11 protein-coding genes are annotated in these 19,442 nt (G+C 68.1%); 9 read left to right on the top strand and 2 right to left on the bottom strand.

Going from position 1 to position 19,442, the window contains the following annotated elements:
* The first annotated feature begins 15 nt into the window (after window positions 1–15).
* The 3 genes from ACYVLQ_RS13470 (at window position 16) to ACYVLQ_RS13460 (ending at window position 10,254) form a co-directional block, all read left to right on the top strand.
* On the top strand, window positions 16–1,008 hold the full coding sequence (locus ACYVLQ_RS13470) for a terpene synthase family protein (RefSeq protein WP_460697781.1): 993 nt from the start codon (window positions 16–18) through the stop codon (window positions 1,006–1,008).
* Window positions 962–2,527 carry a prenyltransferase/squalene oxidase repeat-containing protein gene (locus ACYVLQ_RS13465; RefSeq protein ID WP_460697780.1) on the top strand — a complete coding sequence of 522 codons (1,566 nt, stop codon included), beginning with the start codon at window positions 962–964 and terminating at the stop codon, window positions 2,525–2,527. The genes ACYVLQ_RS13470 and ACYVLQ_RS13465 overlap by 47 nt, the downstream gene beginning before the upstream one ends.
* A gap of 362 nt (window positions 2,528–2,889) precedes the next feature.
* Window positions 2,890–10,254, top strand: coding sequence for an SDR family NAD(P)-dependent oxidoreductase (locus ACYVLQ_RS13460; protein ID WP_460697779.1), 7,365 nt, complete (start codon window positions 2,890–2,892; stop codon window positions 10,252–10,254).
* A gap of 88 nt (window positions 10,255–10,342) precedes the next feature.
* Here ACYVLQ_RS13460 and ACYVLQ_RS13455 read toward each other — a convergent pair whose 3' ends face one another.
* Window positions 10,343–10,918, bottom strand: coding sequence for a dihydrofolate reductase family protein (locus ACYVLQ_RS13455; RefSeq protein WP_460697778.1), 576 nt, complete (start codon window positions 10,916–10,918; stop codon window positions 10,343–10,345).
* Window positions 10,919–11,172: 254 nt separating this feature from the next.
* On the opposite strand from ACYVLQ_RS13455, the gene ACYVLQ_RS13450 reads away from it, so the two are divergent.
* The 6 genes from ACYVLQ_RS13450 to ACYVLQ_RS13425 all read left to right on the top strand — a co-directional run bounded on the left by ACYVLQ_RS13450 (window position 11,173) and on the right by ACYVLQ_RS13425 (window position 18,550).
* Window positions 11,173–11,844, top strand: a complete 672-nt coding sequence (locus tag ACYVLQ_RS13450) for a TetR/AcrR family transcriptional regulator (RefSeq protein WP_460697777.1) — start codon at window positions 11,173–11,175, stop codon at window positions 11,842–11,844.
* 6 nt (window positions 11,845–11,850) lie between these two features.
* Complete coding sequence (locus ACYVLQ_RS13445) at window positions 11,851–12,861, top strand: SDR family NAD(P)-dependent oxidoreductase (RefSeq protein ID WP_460697776.1); 1,011 nt, start codon at window positions 11,851–11,853, stop codon at window positions 12,859–12,861.
* A complete protein-coding gene (locus tag ACYVLQ_RS13440) occupies window positions 12,851–14,530 on the top strand; it encodes an AMP-binding protein (protein ID WP_460697775.1) in 1,680 nt (559 codons plus the stop codon). Before ACYVLQ_RS13445 ends, ACYVLQ_RS13440 begins: the two co-directional genes overlap by 11 nt.
* Window positions 14,530–16,032, top strand: coding sequence for a flavin-containing monooxygenase (locus ACYVLQ_RS13435; protein WP_460697774.1), 1,503 nt, complete (start codon window positions 14,530–14,532; stop codon window positions 16,030–16,032). The genes ACYVLQ_RS13440 and ACYVLQ_RS13435 overlap by 1 nt, the downstream gene beginning before the upstream one ends.
* Window positions 16,033–16,234: 202 nt before the next feature.
* Window positions 16,235–17,560: a lipase family protein gene (locus ACYVLQ_RS13430; RefSeq protein WP_460697773.1), complete on the top strand. Its 1,326-nt coding sequence runs from the start codon at window positions 16,235–16,237 to the stop codon at window positions 17,558–17,560.
* A 57-nt stretch (window positions 17,561–17,617) separates the two neighbouring features.
* Window positions 17,618–18,550, top strand: coding sequence for a threonine/serine exporter family protein (locus ACYVLQ_RS13425; protein ID WP_460697772.1), 933 nt, complete (start codon window positions 17,618–17,620; stop codon window positions 18,548–18,550).
* Window positions 18,551–18,758: 208 nt separating this feature from the next.
* Here ACYVLQ_RS13425 and ACYVLQ_RS13420 read toward each other — a convergent pair whose 3' ends face one another.
* A complete protein-coding gene (locus tag ACYVLQ_RS13420; protein ID WP_460697771.1) occupies window positions 18,759–19,436 on the bottom strand; it encodes a LysE family translocator in 678 nt (225 codons plus the stop codon).
* Between the last annotated feature and the right edge of the window lie 6 nt (window positions 19,437–19,442).

Here is a 19,442-nt window from a genome sequence, read left to right as displayed (position 1 = left end):
GGTGCGAAGGACCCGATGACCGAGTCGCTGACCACCGCCGACTGCGGGATCGCCTGCGCCACCGCGGTGCGACTTCGGCAATCCATGACAAGGTGGGCCGCCGCCTACCCGGTCCTGTACGACCACGAACCGTTCGGTAGCGCACTGTTCGGCTCGACCGCATTGGCGATCGCCTTCAGTGCCCCTCGTTCACCGCCTGATCGGCTGAACGCGGCTGCCCGCGCGACGCTGTGGATCCATGGCCTCGACTGGTTGATGGACAGCTCCGAACTTCCAGACGCCGCCGTACACGACCTCATGCAAGGCTGTATGAGAGTCGCGACGGACAACCGGACCGACACACCGCCACCACTGCCGCTACCAGCCGCCGAGCTGACGACACTGCTTGCCGAGCTGCGCGACGACCTGATCGCCGCCCCCGCCTTCCGAACCCTGCGACAACACTGGTCGGCGGCCCTGCGACGCCTCCTCGCGGCCATGAAACAGGAACGCCAGTGGGCCACCGACGGTGATTCCGACGTCCGCCAACCCTCCTTGCGAACGTACCTGGACAACGCGGACAGCGTTGCGGTCTCGTTCGTGTTCACCACGCATTGGATCGCCAACGGCGGTGGTGGCGACATCGACGCCATCGTCGCGGCAAGCGCCGCGACTCAGCGGGTCATCCGTCTCATCAACGATCTCGCCACCGTCGCCCGCGACATCCGGACGGGCGACACGAACGCTCTGTTCGCCGCCACGAGCCGCGACGAAATCGACCGGCTTCTCGGCGACCTCGAACGCGACGCCGACGCAAAGCTCCGCACCGCAAGCCGCAGCAACCCCGAACTGACCGATTACATGCGCAGGCAATGGGAGTTCTGCCACGCGTTCTACTCGCGCGGCGACCTGTTCTGGAATCACACCGATCCCGCCGCGACGACGTCGCCCACCGACATGCCGTCACCCGTCGAGGTACCTGATGGAGAACCAAGCGCACACTCCCGTCCTGCATCGGCTCGCCCGTGAGGCCGTCACCGATCCCCTCGGTGGGGTGAACGCCGCCAGCTACGACACCGCCCAGCTCGTTCTCTGTGCCCTGAGTCGACCAGACCGTTTCCCGGACCGCCTCCTCCAGGGCGGCATCGACAGACTCGTGGCCGACCAAAACCCCGACGGCAGCTGGGGAGCATCGTGCTGGCCAGCTCGCTACCGGTTACTGCCCAGCCTGGCCGCGACTACCGCCCTGGCTCGAGCCTGCCCACCCGAACACGCGTCGGCCGTGCGCTCTGCTCTCGACTATCTGGCACTGCAGCCCGGGTTGTCGAAACCTGACGAGCAGCCGGACTTGATGGCAGTCGAGTTCACCGTCCCGGCGTTGTTGGAGCAACTCACCCACGCACTCGCGGGCAGCGGCGGCGCCCTCATCCCTGCTCGGGCCGCGCTCGACAACGCCCTGGCAGGCTGGCGAGGCCACCACGAACAACTCAGCGGGCTGCGTCGAGCGCTCGCCCACGGCAAGGCGGTGCCCGCGAAATTCGCCTACTCCGCTGAACTCGCCGGGCCGGACAACCCGGGTATCGGCACCTTGGCAACACCGTTGCCGATCGGCTGCTCGGCGGCCGCCACCGCCGCCTACGCCGCTTGGTCACCGACCCCGCAGCCCGCTGCCACCCGGATGATCGTCGACCAGGTCCGGCGACTGCACGGCGGAGTTCCCGACATAATGGCCATGACCACCTTCGAAACACTGTGGATTCTCGGATTCGCCATACGCGGCCACATTTCGCTGCCCGAGGCATTCCGAAAGCATTGGGTGCGCTGGCTGAGCCGCCAGATCGAACCTGAGGGCGTCCGCGGCGGGCCGGGGCTGCCACCCGACGGGGACGACACCGCGGCAGCCCTCTACGGCCTGCATCAATTCGGCCGACCCATTGAGCCCGCACCGCTGATCGACTTCGTCAACGACCAAGGCTGCGCCAGCTACCCGGGAGAACGGACCCGTTCCACCACCACGACCGCACACGCCTTCGAAGCCATCAGCGGCTGGTTACAGACCACCCCCGAGCCGCACTACCGTCGTTTACGGGCACGACTCCTCGAACGCCTGCTCGACGCCCAAACCGCTGAAGGGGCATGGCACGACAAATGGCATGTCTCACCCCACTACGCCACCTACTGCGTCGTCATCGCCCTCGCCCGCTTCGGCGGGCAGACCGTACAACCAGCAATTCGGCGCGCCCGCGACTGGTTGCACGCCACACAACGCGCAGACGGCTCTTGGGGTCAATGGGCTCCGACCCTCGAAGAGACAGCTCTCGCCCTACTCACCCTGCACCAACTTCAGCCGGCCATGCGGGCCGACGCGCGAACCCGGCACCGAGCCATCGCCTACCTCCGCGGCAACCGCACCGCGCCCGCCGCCGCCGACACCCGAACACCGTTGTGGCAGGGCAAGGAACTCTACGAACCACGGCGTATCGTGCACGCGGCCGTCTTCACCGCGCTGACCGCGGCCACCCGCAATCAACCCACACCTGTTCACTGATCCGCCGATTTGAGTTCGACGCGCCAGCAGTCGATGCATACGACACATGTTCGCGTGATCCCTCGAGCCACCCGGCCCGAGGCAGTCGATCCCTGCGCCATGTCAATGATTGAAAATCCCACGGGCATCTAGGCCGATCCCGACCGTTCCTCGAGGACAAGGACAACTCCGAGGAACAATCTTCGCGGCCATACCGTCCACGCATAAAGGCTATGCGCCGCACGGCGTTCCGTGACTCCCTGGGCTATTCGATACTGACGGTCAGCTTATTTCGACATTCGAGCGCTCCGGCCGTTGTCCATTTCTGCCGTTCCCCCGGACGATGTCGAAAACACGGACGGCTCCGAAGTTGGTGAGAGTGCATGCCGAACAATATCGACGACGAATCTCATGGCGTTGCGATTGTGGGAGTGGCTTGTCGTCTGCCCGGTGAGATCGCGGCCCTGGACGACTTGTGGCGGGCACTGATCGCCGGCCGCGATCTGATCGGGGAGGTGCCGCCGGATCGGTTCGACGTGGCCGGATTCGTGGATTCCGGCGGTCCGCGGCCCGGGAAGAGTTATACGGCCGCGGGCGGGTTCCTGACCGATGTCGCGGGCTTCGACGCGCAGTATTTCGGGCTCTCCCCTCGGGAGGCTTCGCGTATGGATCCGCAGCATCGGCTGCTGTTGGAGATGGCCGTGGAGGCCCTGGACGACGCCGCGATCTCCGCCGATGACCTCGCGGGATCGAATGCGGGTGTGTTCGTGGGGATCTCGGGCCACGACTATGAGGGCCTCCAGCAGGCACGGCTGGAGACGGTGAACGCGTACACCATGTTCGGGGTCGGGACGACCAGCGCCGCCAACCGCATCTCGCACCTCCTCGATTGGCACGGTGAGAGCGTGGCCCTGGATACCGCGTGCTCGTCGTCGCTCACCGCGCTGCATCACGCGTGCGAGTTCGTGCGGCACGACCGCGGCCCGGCGGCGCTGTGCGGGGGTGTGCATCTGTTGCTCAGCCCCTTCGAATACATCGGACTGGCAGCGGCGTCGATGTTGTCGCCGACCGGGAGGTGTCACACGTTCTCGGCCGACGCCGACGGATTCGTCCGGTCCGAAGGGGCGGGCATGCTGGCGCTCAAGCGGCTCGATCGGGCTGTGGCGGACGGCGATCGGATCTACGCGACGATCCTCGGCTCCGCCGTGAACAACGACGGCCATACCGCGGGACTGGCATTGCCGAACACCCGCGCGCAGGAAGCTCTGCTGTCGGATGCGTACCGGCGGGCGGGTGTGGACCCCGACCGGATCGGCTATCTGGAGGCGCACGGGACCGGCACCGCCGCCGGGGATCCGATGGAATGCGCGGCGATCGGGCAGGCGCTTGCGTGTCGTCGCACGGTGGGGCCCTTGCCGATCGGATCCGTCAAGACCAATCTCGGCCATCTGGAGGCCGGGGCCGGGATGACCGGAGTGGCCAAGGCACTGCTGATCTTGCGGCATCGGTGTATCCCTCCGACGCTGCACACCCACCCCCGCAATCCCGACATCGACTTCGCGGGATTGAACCTGCGGGTCGTCGACGAGTGCGTGCCGTTGCCGGATTCCGGGTCGGTGATCGGGGTGAGTTCGTTCGGGTACGGCGGCACGAACGCTCATATCGTCCTCGGACGCGCGCCCATATCGAACCCGTCGCCGATGCGAAGCCCGAACCGCGGCCGCTGGCCCGTCGTCGTGTCCGGGCGTACTGTGGCGGCCGCTCGGCGGGCGGCAAACGATTTGGCGGACCGACTCCGAACGGTCGCGGAATCCGATCTCCCGCATATCGCCTACACCAGTTGCCGCAGGCGCGGCCGACGGGACCACCGCATCGCGGTGCTGGCCCCGACCGCGGACGAGGCGGCACGGCTGTTGGACGACACCGCCGCCGACACGACCGCGGCGGCGGTCGAGGGTGTGCGGTCGGGCCGAATCGGTTTCCTCTGCACCGGAAACGGTTCGCAGTGGGCAGGTATGGGTGCGGATCTGCTGCGGAGCGAACCCGCCTTCGCCGCGGCTGTCGACCGTGCCGATCGAGCGTTGCGGCCCCACCTCGGATGGTCCGTGGCCCAGCGGCTGGCCGAGGCGGACGAGTCCGACATCGCCGCCACCGAGATCGCGCAGCCGTTGCTTTTCGCCGTGCAGACCGGATTGTTCGCGCTGCTGGCCGACTACGGGATACACCCCCACGCTGTGGCCGGCCACAGCGTGGGGGAAACCGCGGCCGCTCATTTCTCCGGCGCCCTGTCACTGGAGCAAGCCGCCCGGGTGGTGGTCGCGCGCAGCCGCGCGCAAGCCACGACAGCGGGAACGGGACGGATGGCGGCGATCGGACTGCCCGAAGGGCAGGTACGAGCCGAGCTAACGAAATCCGTTGTGCCCGTTGAGATCGCGGCGACCAACAGCGACACCGATGTCACTGTCGCCGGCGAGAGCGCCGCTGTGGCCGAACTGGTCCGCGAGTGGGATCGCCGCGGCGTCTTCGCTCGCGAGCTGGCCTTGGACTACGCCTTCCACAGCGAGGCGATGGCGCCGGCCGAACGCCCGTTGCTGGCCGAATTGGATGATCTGCGACCCAAGGAATGTGTGGTGCCGTTCTATTCGACGGTGAACGGCGCCCGCGCGGACGGGGAGAAGCTCACGGCCGACTACTGGTGGCGCAATGTGCGCGAGCCGGTGCGTTTCGCCGCGGCTGTCGAGGCGATGCTGGCCGACGGGATCGATGTGCTGGTGGAGATCGGCCCGCACGCGGTACTCAAACCCTATCTGTCCCGGATCGTGGCGGGTCGTGACGAGCCCGCGGCGGTGATATCGACCTGTGTCCGGCGAGGTGACGGTCCCGCGCAGGTTCGCGGCGCCGCGGCGAGCGTATTGGCCTGCGGGGGCGACATCGATTGGGACGCATGGTTTCCCGACGCGGGGAGGGTGGCGGATCTGCCGTCCTATCCATGGCAGCGGGAACGGCATTGGCACGGCGATCCGTCGTGGTGGGTGCGCGGGAACCGCGGGGAGGAGGACAGCGGACACGTGCTGCTGGGCAGCCGTCTGACCGCGCCCGATCCGGCCTGGTCCGCCGATCTGGAAAGGAGTTCGTTGTCGTGGCTGGCCGATCATCGCGTCGGCGGGGCGGCGGTGCTTCCCGGTGCGGCCATGGTCGAACTCGGGTGGGCCGCTGTTCAGCAGGGCCACCCGGGCCCGGTCGAATTGCGGCGGTACGTCATCGAGCGGGCGTTGCCGGTGGACCGTGACCGGATGCCCGCGGAGGTGCGGACCGTGCTGTCCCCGGACGGCAGACTGTCGGTCTCGAGTCGTTCCACCGGCGACGCCGCGTGGCAGGAGCACGTCCACGGTCGCGCGCGGCCCTTGTTCGCCGATCGACCGGACCCGCTGGACGTGGACGAGGCCCGGTCGCGGACGCGGACGACGGTCGACGTCGGCGACCACTACGCCCGGATGGCCCGGTGCGGCCTGGAGTACGGTCCGGCCTTCCGGCTGCTCACCGACCTCCGCCTCGGCGACGGAGAGGTGCTCGCCGCCTACACCAATCATCATGATGCCCAAGGATTCTCGGTCCACCCGGCGGTACTCGACACCGCCGCTCAGGCCGGGGCCGCGCTGCTACCCCTCGCCGACGGCGCGGCCTATCTGCCCGTCGACATCGCCGTCGCGAGGTGGTGGCGGCAGCCGCCGGCAGCGGGCTGGATACACGTGCGCGGCAGGACGTCCGCGGCGTGGGAGGCGTTCTTGGATATCACCGTCACCGATGCCCGTGGAAACGTGGCGCTGCAACTCCAGCGGATCCGCCTGCGCCGTTTCGATGCCGCCGGCCGGATCCCGCTCGGCTACTACTCGACCGTGCTCCGGGCCGCACGGCACCCGCACGAACCGGTCGCCGAGAGCGCGCTTCCCGCCATGGACGACCTGCCGCTCGTGCCGCAGGCCGCCGACGAAACCGCGCCGCGGGTGCGCCGGGATCACGATCTGATCGGGCGGTACCACGATCTGAGCGCCCACCTGACAATGGATGCGATCATCCGAATGCTCTGTGGCACAAGTACATTCACCCTGGATGAACTGTGCCGCGCCGGGATGTCGGACAAGTATCGGCCGCTGATGCGTGCTCTGCTCGCGACCGCGTGCGAGAGCGGCTTGGCGGAGCGGGTCGTCGGCGACGGTGAACACTGGCGTGTCCTCGACGCGCCACACCCGCTCGACCGGTTCCGGGCTGTCCTGCACGAGTTTCCCGAGTACGCCGTCCAGACCACGATGCTGGGACGCTGCGGCCGACATCTTCCGGAAGTTCTGCGCGGCGAGCGAGATCCGTTGGAGCTGCTGTTCTCCGATGCCGACAGACATCTGATCGAATGGGTCTACACCGGTCCTGCCGGTGGCCACGCGGCCCTGCGAGCCGCGCGGGAGACGCTGCGGGCCACGGTCGCGAGTTGGCCGGACGACCGTCCGCTGCGAATCCTGGAAGTCGGCGCCGGAACCGGCGGAACGACCGCCCATCTGCTGCCGCTGTTACCGCCCGAACGCACCGACTATGTCTTCACCGATATCTCCTCCGCGTTCTTCCCGCAGGCGCGCGACCGGTTCGCCGCATACGACTACCTCACCTACCGCACCTTCGACATCGAACACGATCCCGCCGAACAGGGCATCGCAGCGGACAGTTTCGACATGGTGATAGCCAGCAATGTCCTACACGCCACCGCCGACCTCACCGCCACCGTCGGGCAGATGCGCGAATTGCTGGCGCCCGGCGGCTGCCTGCTGGCTGTCGAACTCCACGACACGGCCGCGCTGGCCCCGATCTTCGGATTGCTCGACGGATTCTGGGCTTTCACCGACAGTGATCTCCGTGTCGATTCACCGTTGCTCCCGCAGGACGCCTGGAAAAGCTTGCTGCGGTCTTCCGGCTTCGCCGATGTGCGAACCATCGGAGACGAACTCCCTGGAACGGACGCGACCTGTTCGCTCGTCCTCGGCCGACGCCCCACGACGCCGGTCGGCGCCGTGCGCGGCGCCCCCGCCGTGGACACCCCGGCGCGGTGGCTCGTCGTCGCCGAGAATCCCGAGGGCGACCTCGCCCGAGCGCTCGCGGCAGGACTGCGAGATCGCGGGAACTCGGTGGAACTGTCCGCGCTGGCGCGGGATCCGGCCGGGTCACCACGGTCGCACACGCTGCTGCTGCTCGACGACGGCGATCGCGCGCCCACCCCTGCCGCGGTGACGGAACAAGCGATCCAGCGTATTTCGGCGTGCGGCGCGCTGGCGGCCGGCGCGGGAGACCGGTCGGAACTGTGGGTGGTGACCTGCCCGAGTGGCGCCCTGCCCGCGCCGGAGCGGCCGGACCGCCCCGAGGACGCCGCGGTCTGGGGCGCGGCGCGCTGCCTGGCCAACGAGCACCCCGGCCGCACCGTTCGACGCATCAGCCTCGACCGGTCGGGCACACCGAACCACCTCGCACAGCGGTTGTTACGCGAACTCCAGGCTCCGACCGACGAGGACGAGATCGTCCTGACCGAACACGGACGCTTCGTCGCGCGTTTCACAGAACGGCCGGCACCCCAGCCGTCCCCCGACCTCCACCGTGACCGCTTCGGTCTCGAGGTCCGAACCCCCAGTCTGGCACCGGAATTGGCATGGGTCCCGATCGGAGACGTCGCTCCCGCCGCCGGCGAGATCCGCATCGCTGTACGCGTGGCCGGTCTCAGCTATCACGATGTTCGGCAAGCCAACGGCACGCTCACCTACGATCCCGCCGCGGAGACCGGCACCGGTTACCGCCCGGGCCTGGAATGCGTGGGAACGGTCACCGCCGTCGGTTCCCCGGATACCGGATTCCGGCCCGGTGACCGGGTGCTGGCCCTCACCCCGTCCGGAGCCTTCGCCTCCCACCTGGTGGTGCCCGCCACCCATGCCGCACCCGTACCCGACCACGTGCGCGACGCCGACGCCGCGACATTGCCGCTGGTGTACTTCACTGTCGACCACTCGCTGCGCACCCTCGCCCGGCTGGCCCCCGGCGAAACCGTTCTCGTCCACGCGGGTTCGGGCGGAATCGGCCTGATGGCACTGCAATTCGCGCGCGCTCGCGGCGCGCGGGTCATAGCCACCGCCGGCACTCCGGCCAAACGTGACCTACTGCGGCTGTGCGGAGTCGACGATGTGCTGGACTCGCGCAGCTTGACCTTCGCGGACGAGGTGTTGCGCCGCACCGGTGGCCGCGGTGTCGATGTCGTGCTGAACTCGTTGTCCGGCGCCGCCTTGCAGCGGAGCCTGGAACTGCTGGCACCGGGAGGGCGATTCATCGAACTCGGCAAACGCGATGTCGAGGACGACAACCCACTGCCGATGCGGCCACTGGCCAGGAATATCAGCCTGTTCGCGGTCGACGCGATCGAATTGATGGCGGACGCGGACCGGGTGAGCGAAAGCCTGCGCGGGCTCGCCGCGCGGCTCGCCGACGAGTCCATCCATACCCTCCCCCACCAGGAATATCCCGCCGAACGCTGCGCCGACGCGCTGCTCTCGCTGCGGCACGCTCGCCAGCTGGGAAAGGTCGTCATCACCTTCGACGAACCACCCGTGGTCTCCCGGACCACAGCAGCGCCGCAACTCGATCCCGAGGCCACGTACCTGATCACCGGGGGCATGTCCGGATTGGGTGCGGTCGTCGCACGACATCTCGCCGAACTCGGCGCTCGACACCTGGCCCTGGTCGGCCGCCGCGGCGCCGCGACCCCCGAAGCGCCCGCGTTGCTCGAAGACCTCCGCGCACACGGAGTCGACGCCGCCCCGCACGCCGTGGACGTCGCCGACGAAACCGCCGTGCACATCCTCATCGACCGCGTCGACGCGACCGGCCACCCACTGAAGGGAATCATCCATGCGGCAATGACTCTGGACGACGACGCGCTGTCCGAACTCACACCGGACCGGATACGGAATGTGCTCGGCCCGAAGATGACCGGTGGACTCGTTCTCGATCACCTCACCCGGGACCACGAACTCGATTTCTTCGTTTCCTACAGCTCGATCGTCGCCTCCATCGGCCTGTACCGCCAGGGCGGCTATGTGGCCGGGAACCTCGTGCTCGAAGCGCTGGCCCGCGCACGCCGGCGGCGCGGCCTCCCCGCAGTCACCCCGGCCTGGGGGCGCATCGGCGAGGTCGGATACGTCGCTCGCAATCTGGGTGACACCATGAGCGGATTCGGCACCTACTCGATGACCCCGGCGGAGGCCGCCACGGTCCACGACATCCTGATGACCGGCAGCGGCACCGACCCCGTCACGGTCGTCGGGCGGTTCGACTTCTACCGCACCCGCAGCATGCTGCCCGCGTGGAACACTCCCCGCCTCGACCACATCACGCCCGACAGCGACACCGACTCGACCACTACCCCGCAGCAGTTCCGGCAAACTCTGGCGACAGCCGCCGACGATCAGCTGCTTCCGCTCACGGTCGAGGCCCTCGCCCACATCACCGCCGGCGTCCTCCAGACCGAGCCCGAGCGTCTGGACCCCACCCGTCGTCTCGACCAGCTCGGAATGGACTCGCTGCTCGGCACCGAACTCGCCGTGGCACTGCGCAACCGCCTCGACTGCGATATACCGGCTGTCGAAATCACAAGCGCCACTTGCCTTCTCGATCTCGCCCGCCGCGCGTTGTCACGGCTGAACGGTGATCGGGAACAGCCGTGACATGCGTGCGGATACACTGCCCCGGTCGTGGAAGTGTCGGGTTGCCGGGACCGACACCGCGCCGGAACATCACCGACAGCCAGGACTGTCAGTGCACAACCTCGTAGACCAGCTTGGACACACCGTTGGAATAGGCGGCCGAATCCCGCAGTCGCAGCGTCTGCTTGGCACGGTCGGATCGGTCGAACAGGCTCTTGCCCGCTCCCAGCAGCACCGGGAAGACGAGTAGGTTGTACCGGTCGATCAGCTCGGCCCGGGACAGCCGCCGTGCCAGTTCGGCGCTGCCGTGAATGTAGATGCCGCCACCCTCGGTCTCTTTGAGCTCGGCAACATCGTCGTCGGATCGCAGGATCGTGATCGGACCCCACCCGTCGATGAGGGCCTCTGCGGACAGGCTGGACGAGACAACGTATTTGGGCAGGTCCTTGTACGCGGCGTGGTCCTCGGAATCGCGCCAGACCGGGGCGAACGCCTCGTAACTGCGGCGGCCGAACAGCAACGCGGTCGTGTCGCCGAGTTCCTCGCCCTTGAGCGAGTACGCCTCGGGTACGAACTCGGTGTCCATCACCCAGCCGCCGCTGCGGTGGCCTTCGGCCGTGCCGCCCGGTGAGTCCACCACACCGTCGAGCGACATGAAACCCGTGTACACCAGTTCGCGTGTCATCAGTTCTCTCCTGAGATGTATCGCTTGGCCGCTCGGCGGCTTGTCGACCATGTAGACGGTACTGGTAGGCCCGAACTCATCGGTCTGCCGGTAACCAATGACCAGTTCGCAACTGTGGAGGCCGCCTCGCTTTGTCAAGGCGCTGTCGCCCGCCCGGTGCTCGGCGCCGCTGGCAATTCGACTGCGTCCTTGACCGCTCCGGCGTCCGACCCTTACGGTCTAGTTTGAATCCAATTCAAGAACCTGGAGGCGTGATGGTCGGCAATCGGCGTGGCGAGGCTTCCCGTGCGGCGCTGCTGGCGGCGGGAAAGGTCGCGTTCAGCGATGACCGCTACGAGGAGGTCTCCATCGTCGATCTGGCGCGCTCGATCGGCGTGGCCGCGGGCTCGATCAGCTATCACTTCGGCGGGAAGCGGGGCTTCTACCTCGCGGTTCTCGAACACGCCGCCGAAGAGTTCTGGGGGGACCTGCTGGCCCTGCGCGGGCCCGCGCTGGAGCGGTTGAATCGTGGCATCGACCGGTTGCTCGACGAGGCCGAGCAAGGGCCGCGAGCGTTCGAAGCGCTGTTCGCCGACGTGGCCGACGCCGAGGTGCGCCAGATCCGTGAGCGGCACCGAACCCGACTGACCGATGCCCTGCTCATCGAGGTCACCGGCTCGAACTCCTCGTCGGTGCTACGTGCGGCGATCAGTGGGTTCGTGTCCTTCGTCGAAGGGCTGGTGCTGCACTGGACACGCACCCGCGATATCAGCCGTGAGCAGGTCAAAGAGCTGGTGGTCGGCAACCTGTTCGGCACGGTCCTGGCCGCGCTGCGCACCGACCCGAATATCGAGCTGACCCAGCGGGCCGTCGACGCCACGCTGTCGGATCCCCAGGTTGTGGCCTTCCTCGGCCCGCTGTCCACCATGTCGAAGGCGACGGAGTGATCACTGATGTCTGAAGTTCTGCCCACCGGTCCCGCGCGGATCGCCGAGACACCGCTGGCGCGTGCGGTCGCATGGGTCATCGGGCCGCGCGGGTTGCGCAGCCAGGCCGCGCTGCGTCGTGAGGTCGAGGGCAAGGTGGTCGTGATCACCGGTGCGTCGTTCGGCGTCGGCGAGGCCACCGCGCGGTGGTTCGCCGCCGCCGGGGCACGGGTGGTGATCGCCGCGCGGTCGATGGATCGGCTGCTCGAGGTCGCCGAGGAGATCGACGCCGCCGGTGGGGAGGCCTATCCCTATCGCCTCGACCTGACAGATGAACAGTCGGTCGCCGAGTTCGCCGCGTCGGTGCGTTACGACCTGGGCGAGGTCGATGTCCTGATCCACAATGCGGGCAAGTCGCTGCGCCGGTCGATCCATCTGTCCTATGATCGGCCCAAGGATCTCACGGCCACCACGGGCGCGAACTATCTCGGTCCGATGCGGCTCACCCTGGCCCTGCTGCCCGGAATGCGGGCTCGCGGCAGCGGCCACATCGTGAATGTTTCCACCACCGGGATCATGTTCCCGAACGCACCCAAGTGGGGCTTCTATCTGTCGTCGAAGCTGGCGTTCGACTGGTGGATGCGTGCGGTCGGGATGGAGGCCCGTGCTGACGGAGTCACCTTGACCACGTTCTATGCGGGTTTGCTGCATACCCGGATGAGCGCACCGAGCCGCTGGATGCGAGTGCTGCCCGGCCAGACCCCCGAGGATGCGGCGAAGGTTCTGGCCAAGGCGGTGGTGCGAAAGCCGCGCACGATGACACCGCTCTACGGGTTCCCCTCCGCGGTCGTCGCGACGGTACTGCGGTGGCCGCTGGAACTGCTCGTCGAGCGGATCTTCCGCAACCTCGGCGACACCGAGGCCTCACTCGCGCGGCTCGCGCCACCTGCTCCGGTGACGCCCACTCCGGCTGCTCCGCCCCTGTCGGCGACCACCGATTCCACCGTCAACGGGCAGGTGATCGCCGATGCCCGCTGATCTGAACAGCCTGCGCCAGTGGGGTGCGGCGATACCGGCGGTTCTCGCTTCGGGAATGCTGGCCCCGGTCGGCCCGCGCCGGGCCGGGGCGTTGGCGCGTAGCTTCCACCGGTACGGTCCGACACCGGCGATGCTGTTGGCCGCCACCGCGATTCGTCACCCGGACAAGATCGCGATCATCGACGATTCCGGGCAGCTGACCTACCGGCAGCTGCAGCGACGTGCCGAAGCGATCGCCGCGGCCCTGTATGCCGCGTGCGCGACGCCGCCGCGGTCGGTGGGCATCGTCTGCCGCAACCATCGCGGGTTCGCCGAGGCGATGGCCGCGGGCGCGCAGCTGGGCGCGGAGCTGATCTTTATCAACACCGAACTCCAGGCCCCGCAGCTACATGCGATCCTGGCCCGGCACAACCCCGACGTACTGATCTACGACGACGAGTACGCCGCCACCGTCGAGGAGGCGAAGTTCGCGGGCCTGCGGGTGCTGGCATGGCATGAACCGCATGCCACCCACGCCGGATTGCCGACACTGGACGATCTCGCCGCCCGACGCCACCCGAGGCCACCGCGGGTGCGCCACGCGGTGAAACTGACGTTACTGACCTCGGGCACCACCGGCCTGGCCAAAGGTGTCCCGCGCGCGATCAAACCGCGCGCGATCGTGTTGCTGACCGTGACCGCGATGGCGATCCTCCGCCTGCGTTCGACCGATCGTGTACTGGTCGCGCCGCCGATGTTCCACGGTTTCGGGCTGTTGTCGCTGTTGGGTCCGCTGGCGTTGGGCGCCACAGCGATCTGCCGTCGCCGCTTCGACGCGGCGACCGCACTCGACGACATCGCCCGCCACGAGGTCACCGTGGTGATGGCGGTGCCGGTCATGCTGCAGCGGCTACTGGCCGTGCCAGGACTGGCCGAGGGCAGGTCGGCGCGTTCGGCGCTGCGGATCATGGTGACCGGAGCGGCACCGATCTCACCGACCACGATCTCGAAGCTGATCGAGTCCTTCGGCCCGATCCTGGTCAACGGATACGGCTCGACCGAGGCCGGTCTGGTCACGATCGCGACCCCCGCCGATCTCGTCGCTGCCCCCCACACGGTCGGCCGGACCTCATTGGGCGTGTCCGTGCGGATTCTGCGCGCCGACCGCACCGAGGCCGCGCCGGGTGAGCTCGGGGAGATCTTCGTGCGCAGCGGCCTGGAATACACCGGCTATACCCCCGACCCCACGGCGAGGGTCGCGACCAAAGAAGTCGTCGACGGCCATGTCAGCACCGGGGACATGGGGCATTTCGATGCCGCGCGCCGGTTGTTCATCGACGGCCGCGCCGACGACATGATCGTCTCCGGCGGGGAGAACATCTTCCCCGGCGAGGTCGAGGACCGTCTCGCCGCCCACCCGGATATCACCGACGCGGTCGTGATCGGCGTCCCGGATGCCGAGTTCGGGCAGGTACTCAATGCCTTCGTCGTGCTCGGACCCGACGCCGCTATGCCGAGCGCGGACGCGCTCAAAGCCCATGTGCGCGAAGGCCTCGAGCGCTACAAGGTGCCCAAACGGTTCATCGTGCTCGACGAGATTCCCCGCAACGCCAGCGGCAAGGTCGTGCGGGCGAAACTGCACGCCGCGGCCGGGCCCGCACCTGCGCTCTGTCCGAAAGGCGAAAGCTGATGGCTACGAAGCCGATTCGTGCACCGAAGATCATCATCATCGGCGCCGGCGTCGCCGGGATCTCGACCGCGGTCACCCTCGAGAAGGCCGGATTCGACGATTTCGTGATCCTGGAGAAAGGAGGCGATGTCGGCGGGGTGTGGTTCTGGAACCGCTACCCCGGGCTGACCTGTGATGTGCCCTCGCAGCTCTACCAGTTCGGCTTCGCCCCCAAACCCGACTGGAGCCGGGTCTGGGCCACCGGCCCGGAGATCCAGCGCTACCACGCCGAGGTCGTGGACCGCTTCGGTTTGCGCGAGCACCTGCGCCTGAACTGCGAAGTCACCGACGCGGTCTTCGACGGTCGACGCTGGACCGTCACCGTCGCCGACGGTACCGAGTTGCGAGCCGACTTCGTGATCGCCGCGACCGGGGTCCTGCATCATCCGTTCACCCCGAACCTGCCAGGGCTCGACAGTTTCGAGGGGTCTGTCGTGCACACCGCCCGCTGGGACGAGGCGACCGTCACCGAGGGCAAACGGATCGCGGTGATCGGTTCGGGTTCGACCGGGGTGCAGGTGGTTTCGGCCCTGCAGCCGGACGCGGCGACGCTGATCCAGTTCACCCGCACACCGCAATGGGTGCTGTGGGCGCCCATGGGATTGCCCCAATCCCGGCTGGTGGCCCAGCTACTCGTGGCCTCGCCGACCCTGCACGAGCGGGTCTACGCGGCCGCGCTGTGGGCCTCGGGCATCCTCGCTGACGTCGCCTTGCGCCCGACCTGGCGCCGGCGCGCGGTGCAACAGCTGGCGCGGCTGTCTCTGCGCGTCCAGGTTCGCGACAAGCGCCTGCGGGAGGCATTGACACCGGACTACCAGCCTCTGTGTAAACGACAGGTCGTCTCCGGCACCTACTACCAGGCGATCCAGGCCGACAATGCCGAGTTGGTCGTCGAGAAGATCACCGAGATCACCCCGACCGGAATCCGCACCGCCGACGGGCGCGAACATGCCGTCGACGTCATCGTCTTCGCTACGGGCTTCCACCCGCACAACTACATGCGGCCGATGAACCTTCGCGGGCGCGACGGACTCACCATCGACCAGGCCTGGGCGAGGGGCCCACGCGCCTATCGGATGACAGCGATTCCCGGGTTCCCGAATCTGTTCACCGTGCTCGGCCCGAACTCGCCGACCGGCTCGATCTCGCTGCAGTACTCCGCTGAGCTGACCGCCCGCTACATCACCTGCTGGCTACACCGATTCGCCGCCGGTGAGCTCGACACCGTCGAAGTCACCGAGGCGGCGACCGCCCGGTTCAACGACGCCGTCACCGAGGCGATGGGCCCGACGGTATGGAACACCGGCTGCAACTCCTGGTACCTCACCGACCAGAACACCATCGACCTGTGGCCCTTCGACCGCAAGACGATGACCGGCATGCTCGCCGAACCCGACGACCGCGACTTCCTGATCACCGCGACCGCGGACAGCCCCGCGGCGACGGCGACGACCACCCTCTGACACAACGAACCCACAGCCCGTCTCTCGGCCGCAGCACGGTCATGCGGTTCCGGCACAAATGTGACCGTTGACACGCACCGAGGTGCATGGGAATCTGAATCCGATTCATATTGAATTCGATTCAAAAGGGGAGTCGATGTCCACAGGCACGAGGACGTGGCGACGAACACGAGGCGCCGGCGGGCGGAGACGGCCGCTGACGATGGCCGGGGCGGTGGTCCTCGCGGCCACAGCGACACTGACCGTCGGCGCCGCAACCGCCATCGCGGCACCGGGTTCCGGTTCGGCATCGGGTTCGTCGCAGGGCAGCGACTTCTACCTGCCACCCACGCCGCTCCCGGCGGGTGCGCCGGGGCAGATTCTGCGCAGCGAACCATATTCCCTGGCCCTGGCGCTGCCCGGCCAGCAAGGGCAGGTCCCCGCCAACGCCACCCGCATCATGTATCGCAGCGCCGACACCCACGGAGACCCGGCTGCGGTCACCGGCACCTATCTCGAACCCACGCTGCCATGGAGCGGACCGCGTCCGCGCCCACTCGTCGCGGTCGCACCGGGTACTCAGGGCCAAGGCGACCAGTGCGCACCTTCGAAAGGGTTCGCCCAGCTCATCCACTACAACTTCCCCCTCGACATCTGGGCCAGCTATGAGGTGATCACCGCCTACTCGCTGCTCGCACGCGGCATGGCCGTAGTGGTGACCGACTACCACGGCCTGGGTACCCCGGCCGTGCACGACTACGTCAACCGCGCCGCCGAAGCCCACGCGGTCCTCGACTCGATCCGTGCCGCCGAAGCCCTGACCGGAATCTCGCGTCCCACCGGGATCTTCGGCTACTCCCAAGGTGGCGGCGCGGCGGCCGCGGCCGCCGAACTGCAGGGCGAATACGCTCCCGAACTCGACCTGCGCGGCACCTACACCGGAGCCACCCCCGCCGACCTGCGCGAGGCCATGCTCACTTCCCCTGCGCTCAACGGGATCATGCCCGGTGTGATCGGTGGCACCGCGACCGGACTGTTGGCCTATGTGCTCAACGGCGTCGTCGCCAACCAGCCGGAGACCGCGCCGGTTATCGACGCCGTCACCAACCCCGCCGGTAAACAGATGCTGGCCGAACTGGCCAACACCTGTATCGGCGAAGCGGCCCTGCGCACCCTGTTCCGACCGCCGACCTGGTACACCGCCGGAGGCCGCACACTCGCCGAACTTCTCGACAGCTCGCCGGAACTGTCCGCCATCGTCGACGAACAGCGCATCGGCAGACGCAAACCGGTCGCACCGGTCCTGATCGCCGCGGGCACCAACGACGACGTCCTGCCCTATCCGCAGGTCCGCCAACTCGCCGTCGACTGGTGCGCACAGGGCGCGAGCGTGCAATTCGAGCCGACCACCTGGCTACCACCGCTGTTTCCCAGCCTCGCTATCGGCCACCTGCTGGAATACCTGCCCGCCACCTTCGCCGCCCACAACTGGCTCACCCAACGCCTCGCAGGCACACCAGCACCCACCAACTGCGCGCACCTACCCTGACACCCGTGACGTGCCGCCGTCGCGGCGGCGAACCTGGACACCTTCGAGTGCGATCGGATGAAACGCCTGAAGGACCTGGCGCGCACCGTGGTCGTGTCAGGTCTCGAACCGCCGGAGGCGCTCATCGCGCTCGAACGGGCCGACCGTGGGCCACAGCCCTGGCCGTGGTGGTTCGCCACTCTCGGTGGCGCGTTGCTGGCACTGTGTATCGCCGCCCAGGTCGGCGGAACACTCGCCGCAGCACTCGTGGCCGCCGTGGCACTGCCCCCGGTAGCGATACTCGGCCGCGGGCTGGGCGCCGCAGGACTACGGACTGGCGGTGCAGGCGCCGTGCGCGGCCTCCCTCGCGGCGGCCGCGTACGCGGTGGGCTTGGTTTCGGTGACCGACACCGCGGTGGCCATCGCCACCGTGTGGGTGCTGCTGGTGTCACTGCCACCGCCCGCGCGGTGTCGGCGTTGCTGGCGGTAGCCGGAATCGCCATCGGTGCCACGCTGGTCCTGGCGCTGTCGCAACGGTTCCCCTCGGTGACCCCGATACACCCGGATCTGCCACAGCTGCCGATCTGGCTGGTGCTGTGCTTCTCGATCCTCGGCGCGCTCGGCAACGCCGTATTCAACAACGGCGGCCGAAACCTGCTGCTTCCCGCCGCCGCGGCCGGGCTGCTGGCCGCCGTCGTCAACCAGGTACTGGTCCACCTGGCGAACATTCCACCGGTGTGGTCGGCGCCGATCACCGCGATCGCTCTCGGGTTCGTCGCATCAGCGACCTACGAGTGGTTGCGCCTGCCCGTCTCGGCGCTGATGCTGGTCGGGCTGACCGGCGCACTGCTGCCCGGCCTGACCCTGTACCAAGGACTGGTCGAGGAACTGTTCCACCTATCCGGGATGCGGTACTTCGTGCAGACCCTCGCCATCGGCGTCGGCCTCGGATTCGGCGCCGCATGCGGCGTACTACTCCACAGCCTGTACGCACGTCGAACCTCCACATGAGTCGGGCGTGGTCGTTCGACACATCCCCGCCAGCGCGCCGACAAATAGCGGCCACGACCGACGGTCCGCTCGCGCGGTCTGGCCCACCGCACGGTAGCGACCTCTCCCCGAGGCGCACTACCCCATCCAACCAGGGACTGACCAGGCCCCCAGATGCACTGCCCCGCAAATCTTGTCCAGCCGACAAACCGCGCCGACCGCGTTCCCCTTACCCGACAAGCGCTCTCACTGCAGCGCTCGCTGCTCCGATCCCGAACAGCGTCACGACGATCGCCGCGGCCTTGGTGATCCACGGAAGCGCCCGCGCGAGGATCGCGCGGCTTCGCTTGGCCCCCATGACGGCGGCGACGAACAGGTCCCACGCCAGCACGATGGAGAACATCCACGCTCCGTACAGCGTGAGCTGCCCGGTCATCGCCGACGACAGTGTGGCGGCGAGGCTGACGTAGAACAGGAGATTCTTCGGGTTCAGGAGCCCGGAGGCGAGCCCGAGGCCGTAGTTCCTGGCCCACGCTGCGCGTCCCACGACACCTTCCGCGCCGACGGTGAGCGAGACCCGCGCACGCCAGCAGGCGATGCCCGTACAGATGAGGAACGTGCCACCAGCGAGCTCGAACCACGCGAGAATCCGCTCGTCGCCCACCTGGGTGAGCCCGGTGAACGCGCCCGCGATGAACGCCCCGTTCGCCGACGCGATGCCCGCGCAGACGCCGCTTGCGCTCCGCCAACCGTGGGCGGCGGCCGTGCGGACGATCAGGAAGAAATCGACGCCGGGAATGAGTAGCGCGAGAAAATGGGCGACGGCGACGGCGAGAAACTGTTCCATCAGACTTTCGTTCGGAAGAGCGGCGCAGACGGCCCCATCTTGAGACCGGCTCACGCTCACCGTCTT

Source organism: Nocardia thraciensis (assembly GCF_054782435.1).
The sequence above is the reverse complement of the archived record's forward strand: the minus strand, read 5'-3'. Positions and strand labels throughout refer to the sequence as shown.